This is a genomic window from Streptomyces sp. NPDC048483, from assembly GCF_040651455.1.
Taxonomy (GTDB): domain Bacteria; phylum Actinomycetota; class Actinomycetes; order Streptomycetales; family Streptomycetaceae; genus Streptomyces.
Genome location: NZ_JBEZJZ010000047.1, coordinates 24,641 through 38,020, shown reverse-complemented (window position 1 = coordinate 38,020; position 13,380 = coordinate 24,641). Strand labels below are relative to the sequence as shown.

Annotated in this window: 11 protein-coding genes and 1 tRNA gene; 11 read left to right on the top strand and 1 reads right to left on the bottom strand. The window is 70.4% G+C overall.

Annotated elements, in window-relative coordinates; translation table 11 throughout:
- The 6 genes from AB0D04_RS23130 to AB0D04_RS23105 all read left to right on the top strand — a co-directional run bounded on the left by AB0D04_RS23130 (position 1) and on the right by AB0D04_RS23105 (position 7,438).
- A complete protein-coding gene (locus tag AB0D04_RS23130) occupies positions 1-1,071 on the top strand; it encodes a thiopeptide maturation pyridine synthase (protein WP_362706363.1) in 1,071 nt (356 codons plus the stop codon).
- Positions 1,068-2,450 (top strand): SagB family peptide dehydrogenase, encoded by a 1,383-nt coding sequence (locus AB0D04_RS23125; protein WP_362706360.1) that lies wholly within the window; start codon positions 1,068-1,070, stop codon positions 2,448-2,450. The genes AB0D04_RS23130 and AB0D04_RS23125 overlap by 4 nt, the downstream gene beginning before the upstream one ends.
- An 8-nt stretch (positions 2,451-2,458) precedes the next feature.
- Complete coding sequence (locus AB0D04_RS23120) at positions 2,459-4,381, top strand: hypothetical protein (protein ID WP_362706357.1); 1,923 nt, start codon at positions 2,459-2,461, stop codon at positions 4,379-4,381.
- Positions 4,374-6,374 carry a TOMM precursor leader peptide-binding protein gene (locus AB0D04_RS23115; protein ID WP_362706354.1) on the top strand — a complete coding sequence of 667 codons (2,001 nt, stop codon included), beginning with the start codon at positions 4,374-4,376 and terminating at the stop codon, positions 6,372-6,374. Before AB0D04_RS23120 ends, AB0D04_RS23115 begins: the two co-directional genes overlap by 8 nt.
- A 36-nt stretch (positions 6,375-6,410) precedes the next feature.
- Positions 6,411-6,794: a hypothetical protein gene (locus AB0D04_RS23110; protein WP_362706351.1), complete on the top strand. Its 384-nt coding sequence runs from the start codon at positions 6,411-6,413 to the stop codon at positions 6,792-6,794.
- Between the two features lie 95 nt (positions 6,795-6,889).
- A complete protein-coding gene (locus AB0D04_RS23105; RefSeq protein ID WP_362706349.1) occupies positions 6,890-7,438 on the top strand; it encodes a CchlQ in 549 nt (182 codons plus the stop codon).
- Between the two features lie 131 nt (positions 7,439-7,569).
- Here the strand turns inward: AB0D04_RS23105 and AB0D04_RS23100 are convergent.
- Positions 7,570-7,643 (bottom strand) — tRNA-Pro (locus AB0D04_RS23100).
- Between the two features lie 163 nt (positions 7,644-7,806).
- Here AB0D04_RS23100 and AB0D04_RS23095 point away from each other — a divergent pair.
- From AB0D04_RS23095 to AB0D04_RS23075, 5 genes are all read left to right on the top strand, one after another.
- The gene (locus AB0D04_RS23095) at positions 7,807-8,175 is read left to right on the top strand and encodes a DUF488 family protein (RefSeq protein ID WP_362706346.1); all 369 of its coding nucleotides are present in this window, start codon (positions 7,807-7,809) and stop codon (positions 8,173-8,175) included.
- A 117-nt stretch (positions 8,176-8,292) separates the two neighbouring features.
- Positions 8,293-9,486, top strand: coding sequence for an argininosuccinate synthase (locus AB0D04_RS23090; protein WP_362706343.1), 1,194 nt, complete (start codon positions 8,293-8,295; stop codon positions 9,484-9,486).
- An 89-nt stretch (positions 9,487-9,575) separates the two neighbouring features.
- The gene (gene argH, locus AB0D04_RS23085) at positions 9,576-11,006 is read left to right on the top strand and encodes an argininosuccinate lyase (RefSeq protein ID WP_362706340.1); all 1,431 of its coding nucleotides are present in this window, start codon (positions 9,576-9,578) and stop codon (positions 11,004-11,006) included.
- A gap of 162 nt (positions 11,007-11,168) precedes the next feature.
- Positions 11,169-11,720 (top strand): helix-turn-helix domain-containing protein, encoded by a 552-nt coding sequence (locus AB0D04_RS23080; RefSeq protein ID WP_362706338.1) that lies wholly within the window; start codon positions 11,169-11,171, stop codon positions 11,718-11,720.
- Positions 11,717-13,330: an MFS transporter gene (locus AB0D04_RS23075; protein ID WP_362706335.1), complete on the top strand. Its 1,614-nt coding sequence runs from the start codon at positions 11,717-11,719 to the stop codon at positions 13,328-13,330. Before AB0D04_RS23080 ends, AB0D04_RS23075 begins: the two co-directional genes overlap by 4 nt.
- Positions 13,331-13,380: the final 50 nt, after the last annotated feature.

Genomic DNA, 13,380 nt, shown 5'->3' with positions numbered 1-13,380 from the left:
ATGGACTGGTACAGCGTGCACGTCCGTTACAACGACCCCGTCAAGGACCGGCTGGTACTGGACGCCGTCCGGCCGCTCTTCGACAGGGTGCGAGCACACGGCGCGGCGTACTACATGCCGCATTGGCGACTCGGCCCGCATCTGCGGCTCAACTTCCGTACGTCCAAGGAGCTTTTCTCCCGGACGGTGTTGCCCACCGCACTCGAGGTGATGGGCGGGTTCCTGGAAAAGCATCCCTCCACGACCCGTCTGGATCCGGCGGCCTTTCTCCCGATGCACCGGCGACTGGCGGAACTGGAAGGCGAGCAGGGTCCGTTGGAGCCTTGGCGGTCCGACAATTCGCTGTGTGTGGCGCCCTACGACCTACGAGCCGATGTGCTCCGGTCGAAAGAGCTGGCAGAGGTGCTGACGGAATTCCATGTCGCCGCCACTCCGTCGGCGTTCTCGATGACCGAGCAGGTACGCCAGGGCGGGCAGCGGCTCGGCGTCGCCTTTGATCTCATGGTGGCCACGGCCCATGGACTGTCCGGAGCGGGCGCCGCGGGATTCGTTTCCTTTCGCTCCCACGCCGAGGCATTTCTCACCAACGGGGCGGAGGGCGCCGGGCGCCGCGAGAGCTGGGAACGCCATTACCGGCGCCACGCGGCACCGTTGAACGCCCGTCTGCGTGAGGTCATCGCCACGGTGGACGGCGAACGGGACACCGTTCCGTTCGTCCGCGCATGGGTGGACCTGCTGACACCGTATGCCGCTCATGCAGGGGACCTGGCCGCCGCCGAAGCGCCGCTGTTCGAAGCGGCGGGCCGCGATCTGTACGGCCCGCTGCTCCCCGCACAGAGCCCGTTCCATCGCACGCTGGAGCCGGACGACGCACTCGCTCTGCTGCGGGCACCGGGATTCACCCGCTACCGGCTGCTGCTCAATCTCACCTATCTCCAGCTGACCCGCCTGGGCGTCAGTCCCGAAGAGCGCTTTCTCCTCTGCCATCTGGCCGCGAGTGCCGGCGAGGAATTCTCCGGAATCTCATCGGAGGAACTGGTCCGTGCCTGGGTGCGGAAGGTGGCCCGGTGACCGACACGGAACGCGCCGCGTCACCGGACGAGCTGCTGTCGTTACGGGGCGGCGTCCATCGCGCCGAGGACTCGCGCGGCACGCATCACCTGGTGGCCTGGCCGCGTAGCCGCCGCCTCGGCCGGCTGCGTCCGGGCCACCTCGCGGTCATCGAGCGCCTGGCCGACGGACCCGCACGCCGCGCCGACCTGATCGACCGGGCCCGCTCGTACGACGGCACCGACGCACCGGAACCCGTCACCAGGCTGCTGAACCTGCTGCTGGCGGACGGCTGGCTGCGGCGTACCGCCTGCGAAGGCGAACGCCCGCTCTGGACGGTGTGCCCCACCGGCCGACCGGACACCCCGCAGCCGGCGGCCCGCCCGGACCGGCCGGTCCTCTCGCGCTTCGCCGTGCTGCGCCACGAGGAGGGGGACCTGCTGCTGGAGTCGCCACGGTCCTCCTGCACGGTGCGGGTGCACGACGGCGGCCGGAGCGCACTGTTCGCGGTGCTGTCCGGCAGCCGAGCCCCAGGTCCGCTCGCCGACGAACTGTGGCGGCAGGGATTCCTGGTGGGGGACCAGGACCCGGAAGAGACCGACCTGCGCCTGCGGCAGTGGAGCCCCCACGAACTGTGGTTCCACACCCGCAGCAGGCTGGGCGGCCGGCCGGATTCCGCGGCCGGATTCGGCGGAACCTGGTGGAGCCACGGGAAATTCGACGAACCGCCCGAACAGCACCCCCCTTTCCCGGGGCCGCGCATATCCCTCCCCCGCCCCGCTCTCGACACACTCCGGAACACCGATCGCACGCTCACCGCAGTCCTGGAAGACCGGCGAACCCTGCGGACGCACGACGATGCCGCCCCGCTCTCCGTCGACCAGCTCGGAGAATTCCTCTACCGGTGTGCCGGCGTCCGAAAGCGCGAGGGGGCCGGCCCGGCATTCCGCCCGTACCCGGCGGGCGGTGCGCGATATGAACTCGAGATCTATCCCGTCGTACGGCATATGAAAGGGCTGGCGGCGGGGCTGTACCACTACGACCCTTTCGCGCATCAACTGGAATCGCTGTCCGGCATGACCCCCGAGGTGCAGCGCATGCTGGCCACGGGGGCCCGGTCGGGGGGAATGCAGGAGCCGCCCCAGGTCCTTCTGGTGATGTCCGCGCGATTCGGACGGCTCATGGCCAAGTACGAGGCCATGGCGTATGCCCTGGCGCTCAAACACGTCGGCGTTCTCACCCAGGTGATGTATTCCGTGGCCACCGCTATGGGGCTCGCACCGTGCGCCCTGGGCGCCGGCGACTCCGAGGCCTTCACGGCCGCGACGGGACTCGACATGTTCGCCGAATCCAGCGTCGGAGAATTCCTGCTGGGCAGCCGGGAGGCGGCGCAAAGATGAGGCTGCGTATGCGGGACGACGTGTATGTCGCACCGGTGCCCGACGGCGCCTTCGCGCTGACACCCGACGGGCCGGTCCGCTTCGCCGGTGCGTCCGTCCACCAGTGGATCGAGCGCCTGGCGCCCCGTCTGGACGGGACGCGTACGCTCGCGGAACTGACCGCAGGGATGCCGGAGCAGCGCCGCGCCCTGGTGGAACAGCTGGCACGGGCCCTGCTCGCCAGAGGACTCGCCGTCCGCGTGGACGAGCCCGCCGGGCACCGGCCGCCCGAGAAGCCGGTGTGTCTGCTGGCGGGCTCGGGCGCCCTGTACGAAGCCGCCGTACGCATGCTCACCTGCGCCGGCTTCGAGGTACGCACCGGCGATGACGCCGACGCCGACGATGACGCCGACGCCGACGATGACGCCGACGCCGAGGAGGGCGTCGACGACGGGGAGGACGCCGCCCGGCCGCCGGACGGCACCCACGCGGTGGTGTACGTGGCCGACCGTCCGGATCCGGAGCGGATCCGTGCGCTGGAAGGGTGGTGCGCGGGGGCTGCCGTCCCCATGGCATGCCTGGTGGCGGACCGGGGCGCGGTCTGGCGGGCCCCCACCGCGGTACCGGCGGCCGCCGGGGCATGGGCCGCGGCGTGGTGGCGGGTGGAGCTTCCGCACGAGTGGCCGCCGCACCCCGTCGAGCGCCTGGAGGAGGTGTCCCTGCGCGGCGCCGTCCGCACACTCGCCGCGGCGCAGCTGGCCAGGGACGTGACCGCCTTCCTCGCCGAGCCACCGGCCGGGGACGGACCGGACTCCCCGGCCGCAGACGGCCCCGACTCCCCGGCCGGCGCCGCACCGGCCCCCCTCGTCCGGATCGACCCGACGACACTGGAGGCCACCGCCCATCGCTACGTCCCTCACCCCTACGCCACCCCCGCCGCACCGGACACCCCGGCAGACCTGCTCGCAGCCGTCGCACGGCGGCGCGATTCCGGTGCCCTGACGGAGGACGAGTTCTCCCGGCGCGCGGTGGCCGGCGTGGATCCCGTGACCGGGATGCTCGGCGACGTATCCGAAGGGGATCTCCCCCAACTCCCCCTGCGCGTGGCCCAATCGACGGTCCGCGACCCCTGCGGCCTGCTCGGGGCAGAGCCCCTTGTCGTCACAGGTACGGGACCGGATTTCGCCGCCGCACGCCTCGATGCGGCGCGCCGCGGATTCGCCGCCTACGGGTCACTCGTGTTCGACCCCCGGCGTGCCCGGGACGGGGAGCTCCTGGGGTACGACCTCGGCGACGGCAGCGTGCACCGGGTGGCGGCGGAGCGGGTCTTCCCGGCCCTCCGTCGCACGCCCGCCCCCTTCCGGGTGCCCGCAGGGGTGGCCGCCGGTCTGAGCTGGCAGGAGGCGCTCGAAACGGGCCTCGCCGGCAGCTGCGGGGAACGCACCGTCGGGAACGCGCTGACGGGGACGACGGCGTTCCCACGGCTCGACCTCACCTCCCTCCTCACCGGCACCGGCGAGGGCCCCTCCGAAGCCGCCCGCAGGTACCACCGCCTGCTGACGGTCATCGGCGAACCCTGCTGGATCCACGACCTCACCGGCCCTCTGGGCGTGCCCAGTTACGCGTTCGGCTCGGGTGACCGCACGATCGCGTACGCCGGCTCCCTCACGCCCGACCGCGCACTGGCCGATGGCCTGGCGCAGCTGCTGCTGGACCATCAGGCGCGGGTCAGCGCACGCCCCGAGTGCGCCCCCGCCCCGGTTCCCGCGCTGCCGCCGAGGCTCCGCGACAGCAGCCGTACCGCGTCGATCCGGCCGGCGGTCCCCCTGGACACGGTGGTGAAGAACCTGCGCGGGTACGGCCTGAGGGCCGTGGCCGTCCCGCTCGACCATGACAGGGAGGCAGCCCGTACCATGCCCCATCTTCTGCACGTGGTACTCACTCATGACTAGCCCGATGACCGTGGCCCTGGTGGGCGAGGGAAGCCTGGCCGACGCCGTCGGGCAGGCCCTCCGGACCGGCACACCGCAGCACGAGGTCGTCAACATCGCGTCCCTGCCGGGCACTTCCCTTCCCCGGAGCGATCTCACCGATCTCACCGATCTCACCGATCTCGTCGTTGTCGCGACCGACGGCTGGGACACGCGTTCCTACGACGCCGTACGCGCCGCATGCACCGGACGGGCCGTGCCCTGGCTGCCGGTCCGCACCGAATACGACACGGTGATCATCGGCCCGCTGGAGCGGCCGGGCGAGCAGGCGTGTGTGCGGTGCGCGGAAATCCGCCGCGACCGCGCCCGTGACCACGCGGAAGGCCACCGGGCCGTACGGGAACGGCACGCGGAGGCACTCGCCGTACGGAGCTCGCCCTTGCTGACCCCGCTCGCCTGCGAGGTGGCGGCCGCTCTCGTCGCCGACGAGGCGGACAGCGCGCGGGACGGCGGGAGCGGCCGGACCCACGGCGCGTTGCTGCGCATCCCGCTCGACACCTTGGCCGTATCCGCCCATCGCTTCCTCCCCGACCCCTGGTGCGGTGTCTGCGGCCGACTGCCCGACGACTCCGCAGAGCGCGGCACGCTCGGATTCGTGCCCCGTCCCAAACCCGCCCCCGGTACCTACCGCCTCGGCGAGGTCGACCTGGACGCGCTGGCCGAGACCTACGTGGACGGCGAGGCCGGCCTGATCCGTGCTCTGCGCACCGGGTCGGACGGCGGCGTGGCCACCGCGGTCGCTCCGCTGGGCGTCCGCGGATCGCAGGCTCCCGAGAACGGCTTCGGCCGGAGCCGCAACTACCGGACGAGCCGGACGACGGCGGTCCTTGAAGCACTGGAGCGATACGGCGGTGGGCTCCCCGGCGGCGTCCGCACCGCGGTCCGCGCCGCCTACCGCGAGATCGCCGACCGGGCCCTCGACCCGCGCACCCTCGGGCTGCACCCGAAGGCCCATTACCGCCGGCCCGATTTCCGGCTCCGCCCGTTCACCCCGGACACGCCGTACGACTGGGTCTGGGGCTATTCCTTCCGGCGGCAGGGCCCCGTCCTCGTCCCCGAATCGTGTGCGTATTACCGGACGCGGTACCGCTCCCCGGACCCGGGATTCGTCTATGAAATCTCCAACGGCTGTGCCCTGGGCGCGAGCCTGGAGGAGGCAGTCCTGCACGGCATCCTCGAAGTGGCCGAACGCGACGCCTTCCTTCTGACCTGGTACGCACAGATGCCCGTGCCCCGGCTGGATCTCGCCACCGCGCGGGACCCGCAGGTGCCGTTGCTCGCCGAGGTGATAGCGGCGGAAACCGGCTATCAGGTCATGGCGTTCGACACCACTCTGGAAGAGGGCGTGCCCAGTGTCTGGGCCATGGCGGTGGACACCGCACAACGCCCCGGACATCCGCGGGCGATCTGCGCGGCCGGAGCGCATCTCGATCCGGAACGGGCGGTGGCGAATGCGCTCGCCGAGCTCGGACCCATGATCGTCTCCAGCATTGCGCGCCAGGGCGTGGAGCGGGACCGGGCGGCACTCATGGCCCGGGACCCCTGGCAGGTGACGGAGATGGCACACCACGAACTGCTCTACGGGCATCCGGACGTCTTCGACCGCTTCGATTTCCTGCTGGCCTCGGACGAACACCGCGCCTTTGCCGACTGCTTTCCCGGCGCCCGGATCCGCAACGACGACCTGACCGACGATCTGGCGGAGCTGGCGGGACGCTTTGTCTCCTCGGGACTTGACGTCGTCGTGGTCGACCAGACCACCCCGGAGCACGCGGTCGGCGGCTACCGCTGCGTCAAAACACTGATTCCCGGCACCTTGTCGATGACCTTCGGCCACGCATACCGCCGCGTCCACGGGCTGCGCCGCCTCCTCGAGGTCCCCCACCGCCTGGGTTACCGGGCAGGACCGCTCCGACCGGACGAGATCAACCCCCATCCGCATCCCTTTCCGTAACGGTCCTGGCCGGATCCGCACTGCCCCGGGAGAGCCATGTACGTCATGTTCGCCGTCTGGAATCTGACCAGTTCGGAGCAGTCCGTGGAGAGCCTGCGCGACTACCTCAGGCGCACGGCGATCGACGCGTTCCAAGGTGTCGAGGGCATGCGCTGGAAAGTGTGGTTCTCCCATCCGGAACGCCAGATCTGGGGCGCTGTCTATCTCTGGGACTCCCTCGAGGCGATGCAGCGCCGACTGGGCGATCCGAAGAAAGCGCTGGAAGTCATCGGGTACACACCGTCGATCAGCGTCTTCGACGTCGAGGCCGTGGCCGAGGGGGCGAGCGCGTGGGAGTCGCTGGCACAGGTGGGACTGGCCTGGGAGGGCACCCAACAAGGAGGGCCGGAACCGCACTTCCCTGTCCTTCCGGGCCAGTGACCCCTCAATTCCGGACGTCGGCAATTCCCGACGTCGACATCGCGATCGTCGCCGGACACGATCATTACCCGACACGATCGCTACGGGAGGAAGACGTGGACTGGGGGACGCTCGTCGCGACGGTCAGTGGTGGCTCCATCGCCATCACCGGCACCGTCCTGGCCGACTACCTGCGCAATCGCCGCGAGCAGGACCACGGGGTGGAGGCACGGCGACGGGCGGTGTACATCGAGTTCATCGCGGCCGCAGGGGCCTGCCACACCCGGTTACGTCAGATCGCCCAGGCTCCGGACGCCGAAGCCGACCTCGAGGCGGCCACCCGCGCGGCACTGAGCGATGCCGGGATCTACGAAGTGCGCGAAAGGCTGTTCATCGACGCCACCACCTCCGTCGCCGGCGCCGGGCAGGCGATGTTCGAGCAACTCCGCGCCCTGCAACGCGCCGTCGCCGCAGGTGCCTCGCCCACCTCACCGGCCTTCCACCATGCCTATCACCCCTACCTCGGCACGGTCTGGACCTACCGGGTCGCGGTACGCAAAGAGCTGGAGGGCCAGTCCTTTTCCCCCGCGGCGTTCGGATGGGACGAGTGGGACGGCAAGGACCGGTGCCCGCTCTGCCAGGCGGAGGTCACCGCGGGAACGTGAAGCCGTGGGCATGATCCACGGCGGGTGGTGCCCCAGAGGCCGGCACAACGGCCCGTACAAACGACCAGGGGCCCTGCCTCGCCGAAGCGAAACAGGGCCCCTGACCTGGGCTGATATCCGACTTTTCGTTGTCGGGACGACAGGATTTGAACCTGCGACCCCTTGACCCCCAGTCAAGTGCGCTACCAAGCTGCGCCACGTCCCGGTTGCCCGTACCGGCCGGAAACTTCCCGGTCGGGGCGTGCAGAAGAAAAATACCCTGTCCCCGGCCATGAATCCAAAGCGGGTCCCCTTCCGGCCGCTTTCCGGCCGCTTCCGGGCGTCCGAGCAGGCCCGTCTCGCCCGTGTTTGGATGGAGTATGGCCGGAATGTTCCCACATGCCGATATCCGGGTGCGCCGGGTGTACGAACCTCCGGAGCCGGCCGACGGTGCCCGGGTGCTGGTGGACCGGCTGTGGCCGCGCGGGCTGTCCAAGGCGGACGCGCTGCTGACCGAGTGGTGCAAGGACGCGGCCCCCTCGTCGGAGCTGCGGCGCTGGTACCGCCACGAGGGCGAGCGCTTCGAACGGTTCGCCGAGCGCTATCGGGGCGAGCTGGCGCAGGAGGCGGCGCAGGCCGCGCTGGCGCGGCTGCGGGAGCTGGCGGCGGACGGCCCGCTGACGCTGCTCACCGCGACGAAGGAGGTGGGGCTGAGTCATGTGACCGTGCTCGTCGATGTCCTCCGTACGGGCGACTGAGCTTCCGCAACGCCTTGCCCGTACGTCGCTGACCTGGGCATTCGTCGAAGCGTTGACGAAACATACGGTGGAGTGCATACTTATGCTCATCAGCGTATGCACTGTAAGGAGAATCCCGTGACCGAGCGCGTCGTACTCGCCTATTCGGGGGGACTGGACACCTCTGTCTGCATCGGCTGGATCGCCGAGGAGACGGGCGCCGAGGTCATCGCCGTTGCCGTGGACGTCGGCCAGGGCGGCGAGGACCTGGAGGTCATCCGCGAGCGCGCCCTCGCCTGTGGTGCCGTGGAAGCCGAGGTCGCGGACGCCAAGGACGAGTTCGCCGATGAGTACTGCCTCCCGGCGATCAAGGCCAATGCGCTGTACATGGACCGCTACCCGCTGGTCTCCGCGCTCTCGCGGCCGACGATCGTCAAGCACCTCGTCGCCGCCGCCAAGAAGCACGGCGCCACCACCGTCGCCCACGGCTGCACCGGCAAGGGCAACGACCAGGTCCGGTTCGAGGCCGGTATTTCCTCCCTCGCCCCCGACCTGAAGTGCATCGCTCCGGTCCGTGACTACGCCATGACCCGGGACAAGGCCATCGCCTTCTGCGAGGCCAACAACCTCCCGATCGCGACCACCAAGAAGTCGCCGTACTCCATCGACCAGAACGTCTTCGGGCGTGCCGTCGAGACGGGCTTCCTCGAGGACATCTGGAACGCCCCGATCGAGGACGTCTACGAGTACACCCAGAACCCGGCCACGCAGCGCGAGGCCGACGAGGTCGTCATCAGCTTCGAGCAGGGTGTCCCGGTCGCCATCGACGGCAAGAAGGTCACCGTCCTGGAGGCCATCCAGGAGCTCAACCAGCGGGCCGGCGCCCAGGGCATCGGCCGGATCGACATGGTCGAGGACCGCCTCGTCGGCATCAAGTCCCGCGAGGTGTACGAGGCGCCCGGCGCCATTGCGCTGATCACCGCGCACCAGGAGCTGGAGAACGTCACCGTCGAGCGCGAACTGGCCCGCTACAAGCGGCAGGTCGAGCAGCGCTGGGGCGAGCTGGTCTACGACGGCCTGTGGTTCTCCCCGCTCAAGCGGGCCCTGGAGGGCTTCATCAACGAGGCGAACCAGGCCGTCTCCGGCGACATCCGGATGACCCTGCACGGTGGCCGTGCGGTCGTCACCGGCCGGAAGTCCGACCAGTCGCTGTACGACTTCAACCTGGCGACGTACGACACCGGCGACACCTTCGACCAGTCGCTCTCGAAGGGCTTCATCGAGCTCTTCGGCATGTCCAGCAAGATTGCGGCCAAGCGCGACCTGGCCTGAGCCCCTCTCGTTACCTTCGTACGACGACCGCCTCCTCGCCCTCTCGGTGACGAGGCGGTGGCACATCACCACCCCTCCGAGGAGCAGCAGTGAGCAGCAACAGCGGTGACGTCCGGCTCTGGGGCGGCCGTTTCGCCGCCGGCCCGGCAGAGGCCCTGGCCCAACTGTCGGCGTCCGTCCACTTCGACTGGCGGCTGGCCCCGTACGACATCGCCGGCTCCCGCGCGCACGCCCGGGTGCTGCACAAGGCCGGGCTGCTGACGGCGGACGAACTCGAGCGGATGATCTCCGGGCTCGACCGGCTCGAGGCCGATGTCGCCGACGGCTCGTTCACCGGCACCGTTGCCGACGAGGACGTGCACACCGCCCTGGAGCGCGGGCTGCTGGAGCGGCTCGGCCCGGACCTCGGCGGCAAGCTGCGGGCCGGCCGGTCCCGTAACGACCAGGTGGCCACGCTCTTCCGGATGTATCTGCGCGACCATGCCCGGATCATCGGCGGTCTGATCGCCGACCTCCAGGAGGCGCTGATCGGCCTGGCCGAGGCGCACCCGGACGTGGCGATGCCGGGCCGCACGCACCTTCAGCACGCGCAGCCGGTGCTGTTCGCGCACCATGTGCTGGCCCACGTCCAGTCCCTCTCCCGGGACGCGGAGCGGCTGCGCCAGTGGGACGACCGCACCGCCGTGTCGCCGTACGGCTCGGGCGCGCTGGCCGGCTCCTCGCTCGGCCTCGACCCGGAGGCGGTCGCCGCGGACCTCGGCTTCGAGCACGGTTCCGCCGGTAACTCCATCGACGGCACGGCCTCGCGGGACTTCGTCGCCGAATTCGCCTTCATCACGGCGATGATCGGCGTGAATCTCTCCCGTATCGCCGAGGAGATCATCATCTGGAACACGAAGGAGTTCTCCTTCGTGACGCTGCACGATGCCTTCTCCACCGGCTCGTCGATCATGCCGCAGAAGAAGAACCCGGACATCGCGGAACTGGCCCGGGGCAAGTCGGGACGCCTGATCGGCAATCTGACGGGCCTGATGGCGACCCTCAAGGCCCTCCCGCTCGCCTACAACCGCGACCTCCAGGAGGACAAGGAGCCGGTCTTCGACTCCTGCGACCAACTGGAGGTACTTCTTCCGGCGTTCACCGGCATGATGGCCACGCTGACCGTCAACCGGGAGCGCATGGAGGAGCTGGCTCCGGCCGGGTTCTCGCTGGCCACCGACATCGCGGAATGGCTGGTCAAGCAGGGCGTGCCGTTCCGGGTGGCGCACGAGGTCGCGGGGGAGTGCGTCAAGGAGTGCGAGGCGCACGGCATCGAGCTGGACCAGCTCACCGATGACCAGTTCGCCAAGATCTCCCCGCATCTGACGCCCGAGGTCCGCAGCGTCCTCAACGTGCCCGGCGCGCTGGCCTCGCGCAGCGGCCGCGGCGGCACCGCCCCCTCCGCGGTGGCGGCGCAGCTCGCCGAGCTGAAGTCCGACCTGGCGGTGCAGCAGGCCTGGGCCACGGCCAAGCAGAAGTAGCGCACGGACGCGAACGGCGGCCCCTGCCCGGGAACGGGCGGGGGCCGCCGTCGTCGTGCTCCGTCGCTCAACGGTGCCGGTGAGGTGCAGCCGGCCGGCCGGCGGCTCGCCCTGAGAGCAGGACGTGAGACATTGATGTCTCATTCGGGTACTCTGTGTCTCATGGCCCTGGATCGTGAACAGGTACTCACCCAAGCCGCCGCGCTGCTCAGCCGCCGGGCGACGACGTCGATGGACGAGATCGCCCGAGCCGCCGGCATCAGCCGGGCAACCCTGCACCGGCACTTCGCGGGACGCGACGCGCTGATCCGAGCCCTCGAACAGCTCGGCATCGAGCAGCTCACCCGGGCGATGGACGCGGCCCGGCTCGACGGCGGCGCCGCCGGCGACGCACTGCGCCGACTGATCACCGAGGCCGAACAGGTCGCCGGCGTGCTGGCCTTCCTGTTCACCGAGAACCAGCTCTTCGAGGGCGAGGAGGTCAACGCGGGCTGGGCTCGCCTGGATGCCCGTATCCATGCACTCTTCCGCCGCGGCCAGGAACAGGGCGACTTCCGCATCGACCTCAGCGCCGCCTGGCTCACCGAGGCCTTCTACGGCCTGATGGGCGCCGGCGCCTGGGCCGTCCACGAAGGGCGCGTCGCCCGCAACGACCTCAACCACTCGATCGCCGAGCTGCTGCTCGGCGGCATCCGACGGAGCATGGAGAAATGACCGAGACCATAGCGTCAGGACCGGCCGGTTCGGCCCATGTGGACGACCAGCCCCGCCCGGGTCGCTGGCTCGCTCTCGCCGTCCTCGTCCTCGCCGTCCTGCTGGTCGGCGTCGACGCCACGGTCCTCGGCCTGGCCACGCCCTTCCTCAGCGAGGACCTGCGCCCCTCCGGCACGCAGCTGCTGTGGATCGGTGACATCTACTCCTTCGTCATCGCCGGTCTGCTGGTGTCCATGGGCAGCCTCGGCGACCGCATCGGCCGCAAGAAGCTCCTGCTGATCGGCTCCCTCGCGTTCGGCGCGATGTCGGCGGTCTGCGCGTACTCCACCAGTCCGGAGATGATGATCGCCGCCCGCGCCCTGCTCGGCGTGGCCGGTGCGACGCTGATGCCGTCCACCCTGGCGCTGATCCGCAACCTGTTCCACGACCCCAAGGAACGCAGTCTCGCGGTCGGCATATGGGGCGCGATGGCCTCGGCGGGCACCGCCGTCGGCCCGGTCCTCGGCGGTTTTCTGCTCGGCCACTTCTGGTGGGGCTCGGTCTTCCTCATCAACCTGCCCGTGATGGCGCTCCTGGTGGTCATCGGCATCAAGGTGATCCCGGAATCACGTAATCCGGATCCCGGCCCCTGGGACATCCCCAGCGTCGCGCTGTCCCTGGTGGGCATCGTCGGCCTCGTCTACGCCATCAAGGAAGCGGCGGTACACGGCTACCGCTGGGACATCCTGGCCGCCGGCCTCATCGGCGCACTCGCGCTCATCGTCTTCGTCCGCCGCCAGCTCACCCTCGCCTCACCCCTGCTCAACATGAAGCTCTTCCACCACAGGGGCTTCTCCGGGGCGGTACTGGCCGATCTGCTGACCATCCTCGGTCTGTCCGGGCTGGTGTTCTTCCTCTCCCAGTTCCTGCAGATGGTGCAGGTCCGCTCGCCGCTGAACGCCGGACTCACCGAACTGCCCGCCGCGGTCGGCGCGGTGGGCGCCGGCCTCGCCGCCGGCTTTGTCGCCCGCAGACTCTCCGTACGCCTCGTGGTGGCCGGCGGCCTCGCGGTGGTTGGCCTCTCGCTCGTCGGCTCCACGACCCTGCACGCCGACACCGGCACCGCCTCGATCGGCCTGATCCTCTTCGTCGTCGGCGTCGGCGCCGGATTCTCCTTCACCGTCACCGCCGATGTGATCCTCTCCAGCGTCCCCAAGGAAGAGGCGGGCGCCGCCTCCGCGGTCTCCGAGACGGCGTACGAACTCGGCTCCGCGCTCGGCATCGCGCTGCTCGGCTCCATCGTCACCGGCATCTACCGTGGCTTCGAGGTGCCCGCCGGGATCCCCGCGGATGCCGCCCACGCCGCCCGCGAATCACTCGGCGGCGCCGTCGAAGTCGCCAAGGACCTCCCCGCCGGCCAGGCCTCGGCCCTGATGAAGGCCGCTCAGCAGGCCTTCGTCAACGGCTTCGACATCGCCGTGGGCGTCAGCGCCGTGGTGCTGCTGGGCGCCGCCGTCGCCGCATGGGTGCTCCTGCGGGGCCAGGAACTGGGCACCAGCCCGTCCAAGCCCGGTGCGGAGCCGGAGGCCCGCCCGGAGCCGGCGCCCGAACCGACGGGCGGGGGCGCCTGAGGTCCGGCCCGGACCCGGACTTGGGGGCGTTGTCAGTGGCGTCTGCTGAG